This window comes from Candidatus Laterigemmans baculatus (assembly GCF_010367455.1).
GTDB lineage: Bacteria > Planctomycetota > Planctomycetia > Pirellulales > Pirellulaceae > Laterigemmans > Laterigemmans baculatus.
In genome coordinates this window covers 1-20,817 of the sequence record NZ_WRPR01000133.1, presented here as the reverse complement: position 1 = coordinate 20,817, position 20,817 = coordinate 1, and the positions used below count along the sequence as shown (strand labels likewise).

Annotated in this window: 15 protein-coding genes and 5 tRNA genes; 4 read left to right on the top strand and 16 right to left on the bottom strand. The window is 63.2% G+C overall.

Features of this window, described 5'->3' with window-relative positions; all coding sequences use genetic code 11:
* Positions 1–63: 63 nt before the first annotated feature.
* The 15 genes from rpoB to GNK13_RS19715 form a co-directional block, all read right to left on the bottom strand.
* The gene (gene rpoB, locus GNK13_RS19785) at positions 64–3,786 is read right to left on the bottom strand and encodes a DNA-directed RNA polymerase subunit beta (RefSeq protein WP_164104289.1); all 3,723 of its coding nucleotides are present in this window, start codon (positions 3,784–3,786) and stop codon (positions 64–66) included.
* Between the two features lie 569 nt (positions 3,787–4,355).
* Positions 4,356–4,769 (bottom strand): 50S ribosomal protein L7/L12, encoded by a 414-nt coding sequence (gene rplL / locus GNK13_RS19780; RefSeq protein WP_164104288.1) that lies wholly within the window; start codon positions 4,767–4,769, stop codon positions 4,356–4,358.
* A 226-nt stretch (positions 4,770–4,995) separates the two neighbouring features.
* Entirely contained in the window at positions 4,996–5,517 is a 522-nt protein-coding gene (rplJ, locus tag GNK13_RS19775; protein WP_164104287.1) for a 50S ribosomal protein L10, read from the bottom strand.
* Between the two features lie 4 nt (positions 5,518–5,521).
* On the bottom strand, positions 5,522–6,202 hold the full coding sequence (rplA, locus tag GNK13_RS19770; RefSeq protein WP_164104286.1) for a 50S ribosomal protein L1: 681 nt from the start codon (positions 6,200–6,202) through the stop codon (positions 5,522–5,524).
* Between the two features lie 168 nt (positions 6,203–6,370).
* Entirely contained in the window at positions 6,371–6,796 is a 426-nt protein-coding gene (rplK, locus tag GNK13_RS19765; protein WP_164104285.1) for a 50S ribosomal protein L11, read from the bottom strand.
* 234 nt (positions 6,797–7,030) lie between these two features.
* Positions 7,031–7,777 (bottom strand): transcription termination/antitermination protein NusG, encoded by a 747-nt coding sequence (nusG, locus tag GNK13_RS19760; RefSeq protein WP_235935348.1) that lies wholly within the window; start codon positions 7,775–7,777, stop codon positions 7,031–7,033.
* Between the two features lie 109 nt (positions 7,778–7,886).
* Complete coding sequence (gene secE / locus GNK13_RS19755; RefSeq protein WP_164104284.1) at positions 7,887–8,327, bottom strand: preprotein translocase subunit SecE; 441 nt, start codon at positions 8,325–8,327, stop codon at positions 7,887–7,889.
* Positions 8,328–8,394: 67 nt separating this feature from the next.
* A tRNA-Trp gene (locus GNK13_RS19750) sits at positions 8,395–8,467 on the bottom strand.
* A 92-nt stretch (positions 8,468–8,559) separates the two neighbouring features.
* Entirely contained in the window at positions 8,560–9,756 is a 1,197-nt protein-coding gene (tuf, locus tag GNK13_RS19745; protein ID WP_164104283.1) for an elongation factor Tu, read from the bottom strand.
* Positions 9,757–9,941: 185 nt separating this feature from the next.
* Positions 9,942–10,014 (bottom strand) — tRNA-Thr (locus GNK13_RS19740).
* A 68-nt stretch (positions 10,015–10,082) separates the two neighbouring features.
* Positions 10,083–10,153 (bottom strand) — tRNA-Gly (locus tag GNK13_RS19735).
* Positions 10,154–10,281: 128 nt separating this feature from the next.
* Positions 10,282–10,363, bottom strand: a tRNA-Tyr gene (locus GNK13_RS19730).
* 54 nt (positions 10,364–10,417) lie between these two features.
* A tRNA-Thr gene (locus tag GNK13_RS19725) sits at positions 10,418–10,490 on the bottom strand.
* Between the two features lie 159 nt (positions 10,491–10,649).
* Positions 10,650–11,126, bottom strand: a complete 477-nt coding sequence (gene rnhA / locus GNK13_RS19720) for a ribonuclease HI (protein ID WP_164104282.1) — start codon at positions 11,124–11,126, stop codon at positions 10,650–10,652.
* Between the two features lie 128 nt (positions 11,127–11,254).
* A complete protein-coding gene (locus GNK13_RS19715) occupies positions 11,255–13,090 on the bottom strand; it encodes a sensor histidine kinase (protein ID WP_164104281.1) in 1,836 nt (611 codons plus the stop codon).
* Positions 13,091–13,462: 372 nt separating this feature from the next.
* Between GNK13_RS19715 and GNK13_RS19710 the strand changes: the two genes are divergently transcribed.
* Together GNK13_RS19710 and GNK13_RS19705 are read left to right on the top strand one after the other, a co-directional pair.
* Positions 13,463–15,016 (top strand): SHD1 domain-containing protein, encoded by a 1,554-nt coding sequence (locus GNK13_RS19710; protein WP_164104280.1) that lies wholly within the window; start codon positions 13,463–13,465, stop codon positions 15,014–15,016.
* Between the two features lie 150 nt (positions 15,017–15,166).
* Positions 15,167–15,652, top strand: coding sequence for a GrpB family protein (locus GNK13_RS19705; RefSeq protein ID WP_164104279.1), 486 nt, complete (start codon positions 15,167–15,169; stop codon positions 15,650–15,652).
* Positions 15,653–15,751: 99 nt separating this feature from the next.
* Here the strand turns inward: GNK13_RS19705 and GNK13_RS19700 are convergent, their stop codons facing one another.
* Positions 15,752–16,486 (bottom strand): apolipoprotein acyltransferase, encoded by a 735-nt coding sequence (locus tag GNK13_RS19700; protein ID WP_164104278.1) that lies wholly within the window; start codon positions 16,484–16,486, stop codon positions 15,752–15,754.
* A 214-nt stretch (positions 16,487–16,700) separates the two neighbouring features.
* On the opposite strand from GNK13_RS19700, the gene GNK13_RS19695 reads away from it, so the two are divergent.
* Together GNK13_RS19695 and GNK13_RS19690 are read left to right on the top strand one after the other, a co-directional pair.
* On the top strand, positions 16,701–16,898 hold the full coding sequence (locus GNK13_RS19695; RefSeq protein WP_164104277.1) for a cold-shock protein: 198 nt from the start codon (positions 16,701–16,703) through the stop codon (positions 16,896–16,898).
* A 327-nt stretch (positions 16,899–17,225) separates the two neighbouring features.
* Positions 17,226–18,995 (top strand): DEAD/DEAH box helicase, encoded by a 1,770-nt coding sequence (locus tag GNK13_RS19690; RefSeq protein WP_164104276.1) that lies wholly within the window; start codon positions 17,226–17,228, stop codon positions 18,993–18,995.
* Positions 18,996–20,817 lie beyond the last annotated feature (1,822 nt).

Below are 20,817 nucleotides of genomic sequence, written 5' to 3'. Positions count from 1 at the left end.
GCCCGGGTGAACCCGTCAAATAGGGTTTTTGGCGATTTTTGAGAGGATGAGAGAGGGGGAAGCTCAGACCGGTCGTTTCTCGAGCTGCATGTTCAGTGCGAGCCCGCGAATTTCGTTGGTCAACACGTCGAAGCTGGCCGGGGTCCCCGCTTCCAAGGTGTTTTCACCCTTGACCATCGATTCGTAGATCTTGGTACGTCCTTCGACGTCGTCGCTCTTCACGGTCAGCAACTCCTGCAGAATGTAGGCCGCCCCGTACGCTTCCAGTGCCCAAACTTCCATCTCACCAAACCGCTGGCCACCGAAGCGAGCTTTGCCGCCGAGCGGCTGCTGGGTGATCAACGAGTACGGACCGGTGCTGCGGGCGTGGACCTTGTCGTCGACCAGGTGGTGCAGTTTGAGCATGTACATGTAGCCGACGGTCGTCTCCTGCTCCATCGGCTCGCCGGTGCGGCCATCGATCAGGCGGATCTTGCCGTGGGCCGGCAGCCCGGCATCGGAGAGCGCCTGGTTGATGTCCTCTTCGCTAGCACCGTCAAAGACCGGGGTGACGGCTTGGAAACCGAGCTTCGCTCCGGCCCAGCCGAGGTGCGTCTCGAGGATCTGGCCGACGTTCATCCGGCTGGGAACGCCGAGCGGATTGAGCATGATCTGGACCGGCGTCCCATCGGGCAGGAAGGGCATGTCCTCGATCGGCAGGATCTTGGAGATCACACCCTTGTTCCCGTGGCGGCCGGCCATCTTGTCGCCGACGCTGATCACCCGCTTGGTGGCGATGTAGATCTTGACCATCTGCAGCACGCCGCTGCGGAGCTCGTCGCCCCGCTTCATGCTGTTGAGCTTGCGGTCGCGGTCGTCGATCGCTTTTTCGACGTTCGGCCACTGCTGCTTGTAGACCTGCTCGACTTCGGTCTTGGCCTCGTCCTTCTTGACCTGGTCGAGGACCAGATCGAGCCGGAAGTTGACCGCCCGCTCGGCGACGTACTTGGGATCCTGGCCGTCGGCCATCGGGCTGCCGTCGGCGTCCTTGAACTTGACGCCCGCGGCTTCCTGCATGTCCTCGACCATCGCGGTGAAGGTGCTGGTGATCTCGGCGTTGCCGTCGGTCTCCGCCTTCTTGAGTTCCTTCTCGAAGAGCTTCCGCTCGTCCTCCGAGAGGCTCATCCGGCGGGAGAACTTCTGGGTGTCGATGACGATTCCCTCGATGCCGCTGGGAACTTCCAGCGAATCGTTCTTCACGTCCTCACCGGCCCGCCCGAAGATCGCGTGCAGAAGCTTCTCTTCCGGCGTCAGTTCGGTCTTGCTCTTGGGGCTGACCTTGCCGACCAGGATGTCGCCCGGCCGCACGTAGGTCCCGATCTGGACGATCCCCGTCTCATCGAGGTTCCGCAGCGCCTTTTCCGAGACGTTCGGAATGTCGCGGGTGAACTCTTCGCGGCCGAGCTTCGTTTCGCGGATCTCGACGTCGAAGTCTTCGATGTGGATCGAGGTGTAAGTATCGTTCCGCACCAGCTCTTCGCTGATGATGATCGCGTCTTCGTAGTTGTAGCCGTCGAACGACATGAACCCGACGAGGATGTTCCGGCCAAGGGCCAATTCGCCCTGCTGCGTCGCGGCCCCGTCGGCGATGATCTGCCCTTTCTCGACCTTGTCGCCAACCTTGACGATCGGTTTCTGGTTGAGGCAGGTCCGCTCGTTGAGCCCCTGGTATTTCTTCAGGACGTAGTGGTCGCTGCCGACCTCGATCCGTCCGGCGTCGGCGTAGGTCACCTTGCCGGCGCGGCGGGCCCGCACGACCATCGCGCTGTTTCGCGCGACCTCCAGCTCCATCCCGGTCGCCACGATCGGCGGCTCGGTGACCAGCAGCGGCACGGCTTGCCGCTGCATGTTCGAACCCATCAACGCCCGGTTCGCGTCGTCGTGCTCGAGGAACGGAATCAAACCGGCCGAGACGCCGACCATCTGGCTCGGCGCGACGTCCATGTAGTCGACCTGCTCGGGCTGGACGATCTCAAAGTCGCTGCGGAAGCGGGCGATCATGTTCGGTCCGGCGACCAGCGCACCGTTGGCGACCTGGGTATCGGCCGGAGCGACGTACGACTCGCTCTCCTCGTCCGCACGCAGCCAGACGACCTCGTCGGTCACCTTGCCTTCTTTGATCTTGCGGTACGGCGTGACGAGGAATCCGTAGTCGTCGACCGACGAGTAGATCGCCAGCGAGCTGATCAGACCGATGTTCGTTCCTTCCGGCGTCTCGATCGGGCAGATTCGTCCGTAGTGCGAGATGTGCACGTCGCGGACTTCGAAGCCCGCCCGTTTGCGGTTCAGACCGCCCGGGCCGAGTGCCGAGAGCCGCCGTTCGTGCGTCAGCTGCGAGAGCGGGTTGGTCTGGTCGACCACCTGCGAGAGCTCGCCGCGACCGAAGAAGTAATCGATTGCCGCCGAGACGCTCTTAGGGTTGATCAGCGATCGGGGCGTCATGTCCTCGACGTCCTTGAGGCTCATCCGCTCCTGGACGGTGCGGCGGAGCTTCAAAAAGCCCTTGCGGAGCTCTTCGCTGGCCAATTCGTCGATCGTCCGCAGCCGGCGGTTGCCGAGGTGGTCGATGTCGTCGATCTCCGCTCCCGAGTCGGGGTCGAAGAGATTGATCAGGTAGCGGATCGAGGCGATCATATCCTCGGGCCGCAGCGTCATCTCGTCTTCGCTGACGTCCAGGCTCAGCTTGCGGTTGATCCGGAAGCGGCCGACCTTACCCAGCCGGTAGCGGTTGGCGTCGTAGAACTTCTCGACGAACAGCGTCCGCGCCTTTTCCAGCTGCGGCGGGTTGCCCGGACGGAGCCGCTGGTAGATCCGCAGCAAGGCTTCCTCGTGGCTGCTCGTGTTGTCTTCGGCCAGCGAGTTGAAGATCAGTGGAACCTTGGGGGCGTCCATCAGAACGACCGATTTGACGTCGCTCGTGCAGATCGTCTCGGCCACGTTCTTGGTGATCTTGTGACCGGCTTCGATGATGATCTCACCGGCCCGGTCCGAGCCGGCCGGATAGATCACGTCGTCGACAGCGATCTTGCCCTCGAGCTTTACCGCCGAGCGGCTGTCGGTGATCTTGACCGTTTCGGTCTCGTAGAAAGCCGCGAGCAGATCGGCGTCGGTCGACATCGCCGGCGACATCGCCCGCAGCAGCGTCATCGCGCTGAACTTGCCGCTCTGGTCGATGCGGACCGTCAGCGAGTCTTTCTTGGTGACGTTGACTTCGATCCACGAGCCACGCTCAGGAATGACGCGGCAGGAGGGGAGCTTGCGATCGCTCGTCCCGTCCTGCTCGAGCACGAAGTCGATCCCCGGGCTGCGGTGCAGCTGGCTGACCACGACCCGCTCGGCACCATTGATGATGAACTCGCCGCCCCCCATCATGATCGGCAGGTCGCCGAGGTAGACCTCTTCCTCGATCGGCTCGTCGCGCTGCAGCCGCAACCAGACGCGGAGCGGACGGCCGTAGCTCAGCCGCAACTGGCGGCATTCGGACGGCGTGTACCGCGGCTTGCCCAGCTCGTAGCGGACGTACTCGAGGGTGATGTTGCCGTCGTAACTGGTAACTGGGAAAATCTCCCGCAGCACGCCTTCGAGCCCCTGGTCGGCGCGGCGGGTGGAGTCGGCATCTTCCTGGAGAAAGGAGGCGTAGGAGACGGTCTGCAGCGCAGTCAGATCGGGCAGCTCGAAATTCCCCAACCCGGTACCGAAGTGGCGACGGGTGGTGGGTTCGAGGCGACGCTTTGTTGTGGTAGCCATTCGCGAAAACGCTCCTTCAAGCCGGGAGGGTCAATGCGTCGGAGGTCGAGGCACGTCGATCGCGCAAGCTGAGCGCAGAAAATACCGGCGAGGCAACCGAGAACAGCGAATCGACGCTGTGGGAGCGCACAAGCAGAGAGAGCCGGATAGGGACGGGGGTCAGCAGATCGCGTCGACGGGCCGATAAACGCACAAGGTAAATGTAACGAAGAATCCCGGGGCCGGTAACCCCAGCTCCGGGTAATTTGGCGCAAGGAATGCTCACCGCCGCAGGCGGCCAAGTCCTCCCGGCCGCGAGCGGTTGAATTGCGGGCTCGGTCGGGTGATGCACCGCATGGGATCAGGCTGAGCCGTAGGCGCTAGCCTCGGGCCTCGCGAGCGGGCTGACCATCGGGAGGGCCCGCGGCTAGCGCCCGGCGGCTCAGGGCCCGGCGGCTGATCGGCGACGACCGAATGCCGAGGGTGCAGCTCGTTAACGCAGAAGACCGCCGTTGCTCGCTCAGAGGCAACAGGCGGTCTCCATCCGCTGGACTCGATTCGCGCCGCTCGAAGCGGCTCGCGGCGGCGAACTACTTGAGTTCGACGGTTCCGCCGGCTTCTTCGATCTCGGCCTTCATCTTCTCGGCGTCTTCCTTGCTGATGCCTTCCTTGAGCTTGGCCGGGACGCCTTCGACCAGCTTCTTGGCGTCCATCAGCGAGGCGCCGGTCAGGTTCTTGACGACCTTCACGACGTTCAGCTTCTTGTCGCCAAATCCGGTCAGGACGACGTCGAATTCGGTCTGCTCGGCAGCCGGGGCCGCGGCTTCACCGCCGCCGCCCGCACCACCGGCCATCACGACCGCACCGCCGGCCGCCGGCTCGATGCCGTGCACGTCCTTCAAGTAGTCGCTCAGCTCCTTGGCTTGCTTGAGCGTCAACTCGGCGATCTTGTCGCCCAATTCCTTCGAAACGTCGCTGTACTCGACGGTAGCTGCTTCAGACATGGTGGATGCCCTTTCGGAAAAAAATGCGGATGAACGGATTTAGCCGGCGAGCTTGGCAAAATTGCTTCTGGCGCTCGCCCGGCCTGTTTCAACCTCCCTCACCGCGGAAGCCACGTCGTGGGACGCAGCAAGCGAGAGCGGCGAGGTGATAGCGATATGGTCTGGGCCGACGTCGACTCAGACACGACTTCTTCAAAGCAAACGACCGCCGAGGGCCGCGTGTGCGTTACTCTTCCTCGCCCTTCTTCTCGATCTGACCGGCCAGCTTGCCGCCCGGTCCGAGGAGAGCGCCCGAAAGCTGGCTGCCCGGGCCGAGGATCTGCCCGACCAGCATCGAGATCTGTTCCTCGCGAGAAGGCCATTTGCTGACTTCGGCCAAGGCGGCCGAGTCGAGCCGATCGCCATCGAGAACTCCACCTTCGGCGGTGAACTTCTCGAATTTCTCTTTGTTCTTGTCGAGGGCGACGACCTCTTTGACGAGCGAGACGAAATCGCTCGCACCCCAGCAAACCGCCCGCGTCCCCTTGCCCCCTTCGAACATCGGGCCGAGGCTCGTTCCGGCGGTCGCCCGGCGTGCCAGTGAGTTCTTCACCAGCATCATCTGGATGCCCTTCTCGAGCAGCGCCCCGCGGAGTTCGTTGGTCGTGTTCGCGTCGAGCCCGACGTAGCTGACGACCACCGCGTCGTCGACGCCTTCCAGCCGCTTTTGGATATCGCGGGTGACTAAGTCTTTTACGTATTTACTCATGGCTCTATGCAACCACCCGCACGCTAGGGCTCATCGTGCCGCAGATCGCGACGCCGCGCACATAAGCGCCTTTGACGGTCTGCGGTTTGAGGCCGACGACATGATTCAAGAATGACTGAACGTTCTCGACCAGCTTGGCGCTGTCAAAGCTCATCTTGCCGACCACCGCATGGACGTTGCCGCCCTTATCGTTGCGGAACTCGACCTTACCAGCCTTGTACTCGCCGACCACGCGGCCGACGTCCGGCGTGACCGTTCCCGCCCGCGGGCTGGGCATCAATCCGCGAGGACCGAGAACACGGCCGAGCGGGCCGACCAGCCCCATCATGTCGGGGGCGGCGATACACACGTCAAAGTCGGTCCAGCCGTCTTTGATCTTCTTGGCCAAGTCTTCCTGGCCGACTTCATCGGCGCCCGCTTCTTCGGCCGCCTTGGCAGCGTCGCCCTTGGCGAACACCACGACCCGCTGCGTACGTCCGATCCCATGCGGGAGGATCACGCTGCCGCGGACGATCTGATCGGCCTGGGCCGGGTCGATCCCGAGCCGCATGTGGATCTCGACCGTCTGGTCGAATTTGGTGGTGTTGAACTGCTTCAGCACCTCCACAGCCTGATCCAGCGGCACCGGATCGGCGGGCCGCTTGGGCAGCATCGCTTTGAAGCGTTTGGTTTGTTTTTTTGCCATACTTTGTTCGAATCTCACTTCGTGGTGGTTCGACGAAGCCCGCATGTCGCACCCAAAGTGCGGCACCGAAACTTCTCCCACTTCAGCCGACGGGAAAGACGGGTCGGTTATTGGAGCGGCCGCGAAAATTGCGTCAAGAGCAAACGGCGGCAGCGACCCGTGTTTTGACTAGCCTTCGACGTTCAGCCCCATGCTGCGGGCCGTGCCTTCGATCATGCGGGTCGCCTGCTGAAGATCGCGGGCGTTGAGGTCCGCCATCTTCTTCTGGGCGATCTCCTGGCACTGGGCTAGCGTCACCGTGCCCACCTTGTCCTTGTTCGGGACGCCGGAGCCTCTGGCGATCCCGGCGGCTTGCTTGAGCAAAGCCGCGGCCGGGGGGCTTTTGGTGATGAATTCAAAGCTGCGGTCGTTGTAGACCGTGACGACGACTGGAATCGGAGTTCCGTTGAACTCGCGCGTCCGCTCGTTGAACTGCGAGACGAATTGGCCAAGGTTGACGCCGAACTTACCGAGCGACGTACCGACCGGCGGCGCGGGGGTGGCGGCGCCACCGGGGACTTGGAACTTTGCCTGACCAACGACTTGCTTTGCCATGTCCGACCTGAAAACCTCTCGCTGCGGTCGATGACGGCTCCCCTCGAGGCTCGATCGAGTCGAGGGAGGCCTGCCGCTCGCGAATGGAGGGGTGTGATTTGATGCTCAAGATGCGGCTCGGCCAGGGGCGCGAGCCGGATTTAGAACGCGAGGTTTTAATATTTGACGCTTGGGAACGCCAGGGGCGTTCGGAAAAATCTTTCCACTCGAATCTTACTGCTTAGGGCCCGGGGGCTACAGCTCTTCCACTTGCCAGTGGTCCAGCTCCATCGGCACCGAGCGACCGAAGATGTTGATGATCACGGTGATCCGCCCATTGGCTTCGTCGACCGCGTCGATCTCGCCCTCTTGGTTCTGGAAGTTGCCTTCCTTGACTCGCACGCGGTCGCCGACGCGGAACGGGATCGAGGTTTTCAGCTGGACCTCTTCGTCCTCGCCCAGTTCGGGTTTCTGGATGAACCGGGCCACGTCGGCCGGGTCCATCGGTTGCGGCTTGCCGGCCGAGCCGGTGAAGTCGCTGATCCCGCCGGTTTCGCGAACCAGGAACCACGTGTCGTCGTTGATGACCATGTGGACCATCAGGTAGCCGGGCAGCAGCTTCCGCTTGACGATCCGCCGCTTGCCCGCGCGAGTGAACTCCACCAAGTCTTCGGTGGGGACGACGATGTCTCCGAAGTATTCTTCCATCCCCTCCATGCGGACTCGCTTTTCCAGCGCGTCGCGAATCGACTCTTCGCGATTGAAGGCGACTTTGAGGATGTACCAATCCATCTGCGGCTCGGGCTCGGCCTCGTCGGTGCGGGGTTTAGCCGCTTTGCTCGAACCTTTGGTGGTCTTGGCGAGGGCCGCGTCGTCGCCCGCCTCGGCTTGCTCGCCCTGGGGCTCCATACCCTGGGGCTCCGTTTCCGGGGACTCGTCAGCGCCTGCTGCGGAGGACGACTCGTCGTCGGTCATTGGGTTCTGTTCTTCCGCGTCGGTCACGAGGCTAGCGTCCTGGAAGGCAAGAGAGGAGCGGGGCTGCGGGGCTGGATGCGGAGGCTGGGCTGGCGACGGGGGGCGAGCGGCCCTCCTGCTGTTGGGCCCGCCTGCTCTAGATGGTTACGCCGAGCGCGCTAAAGATCCACTGCCACACGATATCGAACACGAACAGGATCATCGCCAGGAAGAAGATCGTGAAGATGACCACGATCGACGCCCGGATCAATTCGCCGCGGCTCGGCCAGCTGACCTTGTTCATCTCCGCTTCGACGGCGATCAGGAAGTCGGCGAAGCGAGGCCAGTTGACCAACCGGTAGCCGATCCAGACGCCGGCGAGGAGGAACACGGCCGGGATGGCGAATTCGAGCCACTGGGTGGTGGGAAAGTAGTCCCGCAGGAATACGCTCAACCGCCAAGCGCCGAGGGCGACCACGACCCAGATCGCCAGGCACGTCAGTTGGCGAACCAGGCGGCCCTGGTTCCGCTTGTAGACGCTGCCGCTAAATAATTCGGTCGTTAGCGGGGGGCTAGCGCCGGCAACTTCCCTGGACATCCGCTCCGGCTCCCTGGAGGTTTGAACGGTAGGTGTTCGGTTCGGTGGAGATTTGGTTGTTGTTCAGCAGGGGCGGCGGGAATCGAACTCGCAACCCCCGGTTTTGGAGACCGGTGCTCTGCCAATTGAGCTACGCCCCTGAACCAACGCTCCCAAACCACAAATGACGAAGCGCCGGATGCGCTGCTCCGAGCATCTTCGCCATTGGTGGTTGAGGTGCGCGTGTGAAAGTTTACTCGACGATCTTGGTGACGACGCCCGAACCGACGGTCCGGCCACCTTCACGGATGGCGAAGCGAACGCCATCGTCCATGGCGATCGGCTTGTGCAGTTCGACCGAGACGCGGACGTTGTCGCCCGGCATGCACATTTCGGCGCCGACCAGGTTGGCCGTTCCGGTGACGTCGGTCGTGCGGAAGTAGAACTGCGGGCGGTAGCCGCTGAAGAACGGCGTGTGGCGGCCCCCTTCGTCCTTGCTGAGGCAGTACACCTCGGCTTCGAACTTGGTGTGCGGGGTGATGCTGCCCGGCTTGGCCAGCACCTGACCGCGCTGGATGTCTTCCCGCTTCACGCCCCGGAGCAAGCAGCCAACGTTGTCGCCGGCGCGCCCTTCGGTCATTTCCTTGCGGAACATTTCGACGCCGGTGCAGGTCGTTTTGACCGGGGCGTCGGAGAGCCCGATGATCGAAACTTCTTCACCGACCTTGACCACGCCGCGCTCGATTCGGCCCGTGGCGACGGTACCACGACCGGCGATCGAGAAGACGTCTTCGATCGCCATCAGGAACGGGCGATCTTCTTCGCGTTCCGGATCGGGAATGAATTCGTCGAGCGCGTCCATCAGGTTGCTGATGCACTGGCTCGCTTCGGGGTCGCTCGGGTTGTTGTAGGCCGGCAGGGCCGAGCCGTGGACAACCGGGACGTCGTCGCCGGGGAAGTCGTACTTGCTGAGCAGTTCGCGGACTTCGAGTTCGACCAACTCGAGCAGTTCCGGGTCGTCGACCAGGTCGATCTTGTTGAGGAACACGACGATGTAGGGAACGCCGACCTGGCGAGCCAGCAGAACGTGCTCTTTGGTCTGCGGCATCGGGCCGTCGGCCGCCGAAACCACCAGGATCGCCCCGTCCATCTGGGCGGCACCGGTGATCATGTTCTTGATGAAGTCAGCGTGCCCGGGGCAGTCGATGTGGGCGTAGTGCCGCTTGTCGGTTTCGTACTCGACGTGGGCGACCGCGATCGTCACCGTTTTCGTCTGGTCACGGACGGTACCACCCTTGGCGATGTCCGAGTAATTCTTTGCCTTGGCCAGACCCTTGGCGGCCTGCACGGCGAGAATCGCGCCGGTGGTCGTCGTCTTGCCGTGGTCAATGTGGCCGATGGTGCCGACATTGACGTGGGGCTTGGTCCGCTGAAAAACCTCTTTGGCCATGTTTGCTGTTCTCTACTTGCACCTGCAACCAACTGACTGGCTCAACCGTCAGGGTGACCCACCCCGCGACCGCCGCCGACCTCTCAGTCGGGACCGCCAGTGACACAAAAGTGACGAATCAAAAAAAGTCGACCGACCGCCCCGGTTAAAAGGCGGTAGCCAAGTCATTGCTTCGAACAAACCAGAGCTGCTGATGGGACTCGAACCCATGACCTCATCCTTACCAAGGATGTGCTCTACCAGCTGAGCTACAGCAGCGTACTGCAAAACCTCTCCGGCGTGCGTTTCCCGAGCCGGCCCCGGTCTCCGGTGGATCGGCCTGGAAAAGCGGGTGAAGGGAATCGAACCCTCGTCTTCAGCTTGGAAGGCTGTTGCTCTACCATTGAGCTACACCCGCAAATCGACCTCGCCCCCCCTAAAAATTCTCCGCGGCGGGTTCTCGCTGCGGGGCGGTGGGCCCGGTCCGCGGTGGGCCCGGTCCTGGGCGGCTCTCGCCAGCGGTCTCGTCTAATCTCTCTGTCTTAGTGGGAGGTACAGGATTCGAACCTGTGTAGGCGTAGCCAACGGATTTACAGTCCGCCCCCTTTAACCACTCGGGCAACCTCCCTTAATTCGATTCGCGCTCTCCAGCAAGCCCATCGATCGGCCTGCAATTCCGAAGAGCCAGCGGAGGGGTTCGAACCCACGACCTACTGATTACAAATCAGTTGCTCTGCCAACTGAGCTACGCTGGCGTTGGTCCACGTTGCACCCTCGAAGAGCGAGAGTTTAGCAACCTTAGGAGTTTGGGCAACCCGGATTTGCACCTCTGCCGCTGATTCTGAGCGGTTCGAGGGGAAACGGGTTCGCCGAGGTTGCCGCGGGTCGCTGGGAATCGCCGGGCCAAGGGCTCTTTATTTTCGATATTTCTGCGAGGCTGCAACCGCTAATTGGTCGCACCGCTCATTTTCCGGATGGCCGCTGTGCCCCTTGACGTGTTCAAAAACCACCTGATGCCTTTGTACTAATTCGTCGAGTCGCTGCCAGAGCTCGACGTTTTTTACCGGCTTTAGCTGCGAACCTTCCTTCCGCTTCCAGCCGCGGCGCTTCCAGCCGGCCATCCAGCTGCTCAGCCCCTGCCCGACGTACTTGCTGTCGGCGTACAGCGTCACCTTGCACGGGCGACGCAGCGCCTCGAGCCCGCGGATCGTCGCCAGCAGCTCCATCTGGTTGTTGGTCGTGACCGCTTCCCCGCCGCTCCCTTCGAGCTCCTTGCCCGTTTTCTGGTCTCGCAGCACGAACGCCCAACCCCCGGGTCCCGGATTGCCGCTGCAGGCCCCGTCGGTGTAGAGCTCGACGCAGGGTAACGAGGGAGCCGTCGTTGGGGGCATCGAAGATTTCTTCCGAAGGGCTGCAAACAGAGACGAGTGGCGGATGGAGGCGGAGCATGATCGACTGGCTGACTCGCGTCCCCGCCACCGGCTACCGGCTACCCGCCACCGGCTACCGATTCCCGGCGTCAGCCGTCGGCGCGCTGCAGCGCTTCGGTGCTGATCGATTCCCCGTCGAGGCTGCTCTGCGGCGGGGTGGCGGCGAGCGGCGTTTCGCTCGGCTCGGGCAATCGCCAGGGGAGCGTGACGCGGAACGTGCTGCCGTGACCGAGTTGGCTGTCGAAGGAGATTTCGCCCCCCAGCAATTTGCACAATTCCTTGACGATCGATAACCCCAGGCCGGTGCCGGAAAATTCTCGCGTCAGCCCTTCGCCATCCAGCACCGTGCGGCTCTGGCGGAACTTTTCAAAGATCACCGCTTGGTCTTCCGCGGCGATCCCGATTCCGGTGTCGGCCACCGAGATGCAGAACCGGCCGTCGCGGCGGTCGCGGACGGTGACCGTGATCAGCCCTCCCTCGGGAGTGAACTTGATCGCGTTGCTGAGCAGGTTGGTGAGGATCTGCCCGATCTTGTTTTGGTCCTGTTCGGCCATCGGCAACTCGCCGGCCGCTTCGACCGAGAGCCCGATGTTCTTGTCGTCCGAGAGCCCGCGGACCATGTCGACCTGGGAGCGGACGAGCGATGCCAGGTCGAACGTCGAGCGGCGGACCTCCATTTTGCCCGCTTCGACTTTGGCCAAATCGAGAATGTCGTTGATCATCTCGAGCAGCACGCGTCCGCTCCGCTGGATGTTCGACGCGTACCGCCGCTGTTTGTCGGTCAGCGAGTCGATGCCCTGCAGCACGTCGGAGAAGCCGATGATGCTGTTCAGCGGCGTGCGGAGTTCGTGGCTCATGTTCGCCAGGAAGTCGCTTTTCAGGCGGTTGGCTTCGTAGAGCTGCAGGTTCAGCTGGGCGAGTTGGTCGACGCGCTTGTCCAATTCGCGGTTCACGTCCCGGATCTGGTCCTGGGTTTCGGTCAGGTGGCGGAGCATCCGGTTGAAAGCGTCGGCCAGTTCGCGGAACTCGTCCTCGGTGTCGATCGCCGCCCGCAGTCCGGTATCGCCGTGGCTGATCGCGTCGCTCACGTCCCGCAGGTGGTAGAGCGGTTGGAGGATTAGGTAGCGGACGATCGCGTGCAGCACGAACAGCCCGACGGCGATGATCAGGATCGCGATCGAGATCAGCAGCGCCCGGATCCAAGTGTTCGTCGAATGCGTCTGCTCGTACGGCATGCTGACCTTCATCACCCGAAACGGATACTGCTCGGCCAGCTCGCGGGGATCCGCGTCGGGTGAGAAGGAGATCGGGGTCCCGACCGGCGAGTGGCAGGCGGTGGTGCACTCGGGGCCGGAGAAGATCGGCTTGTAATAGACGTAGCGGTCGCCGACGACGCCCCCGGCCGAGAGGGTGTGCGAAGCGAGCGCGACCTGGGCGAAGGCGTCGTTCTCCTGGCGGTCCAGCTCGCGGATGATCCCCGGCGATTGCTCGCGGATCGAGGTCGTCATCCAGTCGACAAAATCGGGCTGGAGACGCTCGAGGATCGCGAGGTCCGCCGGGTCCTCGGGCGGCTCTCGCGGAGGCAAGTTGTGGTACTCCGTCGCGTCGCCGAGCCCCAGCACTTCGACTTCGAAGTTCTCGTTCAGGAAGATCGGCAGGAGGTTGTCGGCGACTTCTTTGGCCCGCCGCGCATTCTCCGGCGACATCTCCAGTTCGTATTCCGCCTCGACGTGCTGCAGCGCCAGGATCGCATCGCCGTAGTCGCCTGCGACCTGCTGCGTCTGTCGGATGACCAGCTTGGTCGCCAGGAATTGCATGATCCAGAACGCGCCGCACATCAGCAGCAGGAGCGCTGAGCCAAAGAACAGCAAGCACTTGCGCTCCAGGCTCATCGACGCAAACACGTTCTGCAGAAACCGCAGCATCGACTCTTTCCGCTGGGAACCTCGCCTACCCACGCCGCCGGAGAACCCTCGCCGGCAGTCTCCCCGAGTATCGCAGGCCGCCGAGAGTTTCCCAAGCTCGGAACGGGCCGCTTTTCCGCGAAAGTCGCTTCCGGTGGAAAAGTCGCTGCAATCCGGATCGCTCGCCTGATGCTCATTTCTTCTCGGCGGCCGCAGTGGCACGCGGCGCGTGCCGACCTTGATCCGCAGAGACCTCCCGTTTGCTTGCTTGTGGCTATCCGCACATCTAAGGTGAAGAGCGCTTCGCAGTGCGAGGGTGCTTGTCTTGACCTCTCTCTCCATTCATTCCGCGATCTGCTCGCCTTCGGGCGGAGCGGAGGGACGAAACCAACCATGACACGACGACTTCGCTACAGCCTCCGCGCGGCGCTCGTTGCCGCTCTGACCACCACCACGACCGTCGGTCCCGTCTCGGCCGGTTGGCTGCTCCATCGAGCCGGGCGTGCGAACGGTGCCGGGTGCGGCGTTTCCGTCTGTCCCCCCCTGCCCTGCCAGCCGATCGCCTGCCAACCGATCGTCTGCCCGCCGGTCTCCTCCTGCCCCCCACCGGTCGAGCCTTCCTGCTGTGGTGACGCCGTCGCTGGCCCAGTGGTCGATGGCCACCTGATCGAAGGCCACATGATGGAAGGCCAGGTGATCGAAGGCCAGGTGATCGAAGGCCAGGTGATGGAGAGCTACGACGATGGACAATCCCAAGGCTATGGTCAGCCCGCCTACGGTACCCCGAGCGGCGCGCCGGAATCGGTCCTCGTTCCCCCCGCAGCCGAGCCCGGCGCCCCGCTGATCAGCGACGAACCGGAAGCCGCGGCGGAACCCGAACCCGCCCCGCCTGCCGTCTCGCCGAGCGACGCCGCCCCCGCCGAGCCCTCTCCTGCTGAACCCGCCCCCGCTGAACCCGCCCCCGCCGAGCCGGCTCCTGCTGAACCGGCACTTCCGGCCGAGCCCGAGCCGGCTGAGCCTGCTCCTCCGGCCGAGCCGGCGCCCGCCCCCTCGCCCTTCGATGAGCCCGCCCCGGCCGAGCCGGCACCCGCCCCCTCGCCCTTCGACGAGCCCGCCCCGGCCGACGAACCCGCCCCGTCACCCTTCGATGAACCGGCTCCGGCCGACGAACCCGCCCCTCCGGCCGAGGCGGAACCAGCTCCCTCGCCGTTCGATCTTCCCGAAGCTCCGGCCGAAGACGCTCCGGCCGAAGACGCGGAGATGGACTTGTTTGACGCCCTCGACGCTCCGGCCGACGATGCGGCCCCGGCTGAGAACGCGACTCCGGCTGACGATGCGGCTGCGGCCGACGATGCGACGTTCAACGAGTTGTTCGGTGGGCTCGGCGATGCGACCCCCGACGCGGCCGAAGCCGCTGACGAGGAAGCCGCTGACGAAGCGCCCGCCGCGGCTGAGCCAGTCGAAGCCGCCGACGAAGAAGCCGCCGACGAAGAAGCTGCCAGCGAAGAAGCTGCCGACGCAGAACCGGCCGCTGGGGATGCGGCGGAAGCCGAGTCGTTCGAGGACATCTTCGGCAATCCGACTTCGGCCGAAGAGAAGGAAGAGCCGGCGGAGAAGAAGTCGCTGTTCGATGATCTGTTCGGCGAGCCGACGCTCGGCGGCTACGAAGCGGCACCGGCGGCCGTGCCCGCGGCGACCGTTTCGCGGACCCAGCCCGCAGCCGGCGAGCTCGCCGCTGGAGAGTTGCGGACGTGGGTCGATAACACCGGCACTTTCTCCGTCGAAGGGCGTCTGCTGGCGGTCACCGAGACGCATGTGCGGTTGCTCAAGAGCAACGGTCGCACGTGCACGGTCGAATTTCGGCGGCTGAGCGTGGCGGATGCCGCGTACGTCGCCGAGATCATCCGTAACGCCGCGGGCGACGCGGATCTGTTCGCCGCCCGCTAGTTCCTTTCGGAAGACTCCTGTTCAGGCCCGCCCTCCTCCCGTGGAGGGGGGGCTCTGTCAGAAAACCTTGAGCCGACAGCGCTAGCCGCGGGTTCGGCAGCGGAAATTTCGAAGCTCGCGAGGGCAACATTGCAGGACATCGTCAGGCTGATGCATTACGATCCGCGCTGGCGGCAGGAGTTCGAGCAGACGCGTTCGAACATCCTCCACTCGTGCGAAGGATGGGTCACCGATGTCGCTCACATTGGCAGCACCGCCATCTCGGGACTCGTCGCTCGACCGATCGTCGACGTGGTCGCGTCGGTCGAGAATCTGGCGGCCGTCGACGAGGCGATCCAGAGGCTGCGGGGGCTGAACTTCAGCGTCGCTCGGGATCCGGCATGGGCGGACGAAGTGAAGTTGTTGGCCAAGCCGCGGCATGGCGAGCCGACCCATCATGTCTACCTAGCTTCCGCCGATTCTGCGTTCCGTCGCCGCGTGTTGACGCTTCGCGACTGGCTGCGGAGCAACGCCGAGGAGGCCGTGCGGTTCGAGGAAGGCAAGGTCGAGCTGTGGAAGCGGAGCGAGGGGGATCCGGCGCGCTACGCCCAGGCCAAGGCCGACCTCTTCGCCAGCCTCGAAGCCAAAATCCCCTAGTCGCCATAGTCGCCATAGTCGCCTTTCGCTCCGCGAAAGTAGCGCAGGAGCGCCCGCTACTTTCGCGGAGCGAAAGGCGACTATGGGAGCGAAAAGCGACTAGGGCGACGAACGGGGAATGTAAAAGTCGATCTCTTCATCGTTGAAGATGCGGAACTTGATGCCGTGTTCCCAGAGCTGGAAATAGGGCTCGTGCGGATCGCTCATCCCCGTCACCTGGCGGTACAGTGGCCACAGCAGGTGGTCTCGAAGATAGGCGTCGCAGGCGATGTAGTAGTAGGCTTGGCGGAGCCCGAGCGCTGCGTCGCCGCTCGGGCGTAAGGGCCCAACGAACCGTTCGGAAAAGGCGTTGATCGCCAGCAGCAACCGCGACCGCTCCGCCGGGTCGCGAGGGTGCTTGGGGGGGTTGCCGACCAGGACGCGAATCCGCGGCAGCGGTTCGAGCAGCTCGCGAAGCTCGCCGCTGCCGATCTGCTGATCCAGCTCCGCGAGGTTCGCGAGCCACTGGCGCCCCGCCGCTTCAACTCGCTGCGGCGGTAAGTTGGCTGGCTGCCGGACCACGAAGTAAGCGTCGCGCATCCCGTCGCCGCGGGCTCCGCTTCCGCTGGCCGCGAAGACCTGATGGAGCCGCGCGAGCAATTCCTCTCCGTGCGGGACCCCTTCGAAGACTTTGCCGAGCCCCACGCCATCGGGGCGGAAAGCCTGGAAAAAGCCGATCGCGTCGTCCGCCGTCCAAGTAGCGCTACCAGCTTGGGCGGCGAAATCAGCGGGGGCGGCGGTCCCGCTTTGACCAGCGATTTGCTGGCAGCGCTGAAGCAGGGTGTGTTGGTCCACGGATCGACTCCAGGGGGAACAGGGATGGGGCGGGTCTCGGCGGGCGGAAGATAGGGTGGGCGGGAGAACTATTTTCCCATTACCGAGCGATTCGAGCAATTTCTCCTTTGACGTGGGGGGCGGCACCGGTAGAATTCGGGCTCGAGGTCTCGAACATTGCCCACCTTTTGACCTCGTTGGGCGAACAAAGTTTTGAAGAAGTAAGAAGTAAGTAATGGCTGAAGGTACGATCAAGCGATTGACGGACAAAGGTTTCGGATTCATCGACACTGGAAACGGGCCCGACCTGTTCTTCCACATGTCGAATCTCGAAGGCGTCCGGTACGAAGAGCTTCGTGAAGGGCAGACCGTGGAATACAATCCCGGACAAGGCCCCAAGGGTCCTCGCGCCGAGAACGTTCGCCCCGTCTAATTTGGGGGCGTTCCTCTGAACGCTACGGAATCTGAAACTCCGGCGGTGAAACGTCGGAGTTCTTTTTTTGCCAACACCGTTCGCGGCGGTCGTTAGCCAGGCGAGCGGTTTTGCGGATCGAGTAAGGATGAGCGGCGGCAGCGCGAGAAGCTGAGCTCCGGATGGGGAGCGAACCGTCGAGGGAACGGGACAAAGCAGGCGAGCGAAAACAGCGTTTTTCGAAGGGCCATGTTTGTAACCCTCCGAAATTTTCAACGCTTTTGATTTTCCAACGTCTCTAGTTCAATGCCCTCTCGGAGTTTTGTGCTCCGATCGTACGGAAGCTGTATGTCTAAATCGCATTTGTCGACCCCTTCGTTTGCTTCGCTCGAACTGGCTCCGCTCGTCCAAGCGGCGCTCCGTGATGCCGGCTACGAGAATCCCACCCCGATCCAGGCGGGGACCATTCCCCATCTGCTGAGTGGCCGCGATGTGCTCGGCCAAGCCCAGACCGGCACGGGCAAGACGGCCGCCTTCGCCCTCCCGATGCTCTCGCGGCTCGACCTCAGCCGACGCGAGCCGCAGGTGCTCGTCCTGGCACCGACCCGCGAGTTGGCGCTGCAGGTGGCCGAGGAGTTCAAGAAGTTTGGCGCGGGCATGCAGGGATTGAACGTCGTGCCGATTTTCGGCGGCGCCTCCTATGATCCCCAGATCGTCGCCCTCCGCCGCGGCGCCCAAATCGTCGTGGGCACGCCCGGGCGGGTGATGGACCACCTCCGCCGTGGCACGCTCAAGCTGGAAACCATTACTTCGCTGGTCCTCGACGAGGCCGACGAGATGCTCAAGATGGGCTTCGTCGAAGATGTCGACTGGATCCTGCAGCACACGCCCGCCCAGCGGCAGGTGGCACTCTTCTCGGCGACGATGCCCCCGGCGATCCGCGAAATCGCCCACAAGCACCTGCGGAACCCGGAAACCGTGACGATCGAAGGCCGCCAAAGTGGCGCCGAAACGATCCGGCAGCGGATGCTGTCGATCGGTTTCCATCACAAGTTCGAAGCGACCGCGCGGATCCTCGAGTCGGAACCGACCGACGGAGTCCTGGTGTTCGTGAAGACGAAACTTGGCACCGTCGAACTGGCTGAGAATCTCGCCGCTCGCGGGTTCACCGCCTCGGCGCTCAATGGCGACATGCCGCAGACCCAACGCCAGCGGATGGTCGACCAATTCAAGTCGGGCCGGATCGATATCTTGGTCGCCACCGACGTCGCCGCTCGCGGGCTGGACGTCGACCGAGTGAGCCACGTGATCAACTACGACCTGCCCCGTGATGCCGAAGCCTACGTGCACCGCATCGGACGCACCGGGCGAGCAGGCCGCGAGGGAACCGCGATCCTGCTGGTCACGCCCCGCGAACGCGGTTCGGCCGCCGCCATCCAGCGGGCCACGCGGCAGACGATCGAGCCGATGGAATTGCCGAGCGTCGAGGACATCAATCGCCGCCGCATTGCCGACTTCAAGTCGCAGATCTTGGCATCCCTGGCCGAAGACGACTTGCAGTTGTACGGCGAGATCGTCGACGAGGTTGCCGCCGAAACCGGACAGCCCCCGGTGCGGGTCGCCGCGGCCTTAGCCAAGCTGGCCCATGGCGAGCGACCGCTGTTGGTCGGCGAAGTGCCCCGCCCCGCCCAAGGCCACGCCACGGACCGCGGAGCCCGCTCTGACCGCGGACCTCGACCCGGCGGGTTTGCTTCCGGCTCCGCGCGTTCGCCGCGGAACTCGCGGAGCAACGAAGCGATGGAGAGCTACCGCGTGGAAGTCGGTCGCCAGCATGGCGTGATGCCCGGTAATCTGGTCGGAGCGATCGCCGGCGAATCGGGGCTGGAAGGCAAGTCGATCGGACGCATCGACATCTACGACGATCACACGTTGGTCGATCTCCCGGTGGGAATGCCCGTCGAAATCTTCAAATCGCTCAGCCGCGTGTGGGTCTCCGGCCAGCAACTGCGGATTTCCCGCTTCACCGGCCAGTCCCGCCCCTCCCGCGGCCCCAAGCCGGCTTTCAAGGCGAAGCCCAAAGGCAAAGCGAAGAAGAGCAAAGCCTTCACCGCGAAGTAGAGAGAACTACCGGGAGACGGGGGAACCACGAAGGACACGAAGAGCACGAAGGAAAGGTGGGGGAGTTGAACCGCAGATAACACCGATAGCGCGGATTCTTGGTTCTCGCTCTTCCCCTTTCATCTGCGTTCTCCGCGCTATCAGCGGTCCCTCTCCTTTCCGTGTTTTTCCGTGTCCTTCCGTGGCCACCATTCGTGCCATTCGTGGTTGTCTCCCCGGCTAGGTATTCGCATAGATTATGTGCGCGAGCGTGAGCCTCCCGGGACTGCCGAAGGACGGGGGGCCACGAAGGAAAGGTGGGGAGTTGAACCGCAGATAACGCCGATAGCGCGGATTCTTGGTTCTCGCTCTTCCTCATTCATCTGCGTTCTCCGCGCTATCCGCGGTCCTCTTCTTTCCGTGATTTTCCGTGTCCTTCCGTGGCCACCATTCGTGAGATTCGTGCCATTCGTGGTTGTCTCCCCGGCTAGGTATTCGCATAGATTATGTGCGCGAGCGTGAGCCTCCCGGGACTGCCGAAAGACGGGGGAACCACAAAGGAAAGGTGGGGAGTTGAACCGCGGATAACGCCGATAGCGCGGATTCTTGGTTCTCGCTCTTCCCCTTTCATCGGCGTTCTCCGCGCTATCGGCGGTCCCTCTTCTTTCCGTGCTTTTTCGTGTCCTTCCGTGGCCACCATTCGTGCCATTCGTGGTCGTTCTCCCGGCTAAGTCCTCGCGTAGATTATGTGCGCGGGCGTGAGCCCCAGGGACTACCGGGAGACGGGGGAACCACGAAGGGCACGAAGAGCACGAAGGAAAGGTGGGGAGTTGAACCGCAGATAACACCGATAGCGCGGATTCTTGGTTCTCGCTCTTCCCCTTTCATCTGCGTTCTCCGCGCTATCGGCGGTCCCTCTCCTTTCCGTGCTTTTTCGCGTCCTTCCGTGGCCACCATCCGTACCATTCGTGGTTGTCTCCCCGGCTAGGTATTCGCATAGATTATGTGCGCGAGCGTGAGCCTCGCGAGACTGCCGAAAGACGGGGGAACCACGAAGGAAAGGTGGGGAGTTGAACCGCGGATAACGCCGATAGCGCTGATTATTGGTTCTCGAATTCCCCTTTTATCTGCGTTCTCCGCGCTATCCGCGGTCCCTCTCCTTTCCGTGATTTTTCGTGTCCTTCCGTGGCCACCATTCGTGAGATTCGTGCCATTCGTGGTGGTCTCCCCGGCTAAGTCCTCGCGTAGATTATGTGCGCGAGCGTGAGCCCCAGGACTACCGGGAGACGGGGGAACCACGAAGTACACGAAGCGCACGAAGGAAAAGGTGGGGAGTTGAACCGCAGATAACACCGATAGCGCGGATTCTTGGTTCTCGCTCTTCCCCTTTCATCTGCGTTCTCCGCGCTATCGGCGGTCCCTCTTCTTTTCGTGCTTTTTCGTGTCCTTCCGTGGCCACCATTCGTGAGATTCGTACCATTCGTGATCGTTTTCCCGGCTAAGTCCTCGCGTAGATTATGTGCGCGAGCGTGAGCCCCAGGACTACCGGGAGACGGGGGAACCACGAAGGACACGAAGAGCACGAAGGCAAGGTGGGGGAGTTGAACCGCAGATAACACCGATAACGCGGATTCTTGGTTCTCGCTCTTCCCCTTTCATCTGCGTTCTCCGCGCTATCCGCGGTCCCTCTCCTTTCCGTGATTTTCCGTGTCCTTCCGTGGCCACCATTCGTGAGATTCGTGGTCGTTCTCCCGGCTAAGTCCTCGCGTAGATTATGTGCGCGAGCGTGAGCCCCAGGACTACCGGGAGACGGGGGAACCACGAAGGAAAGGTGGGGGAGTTG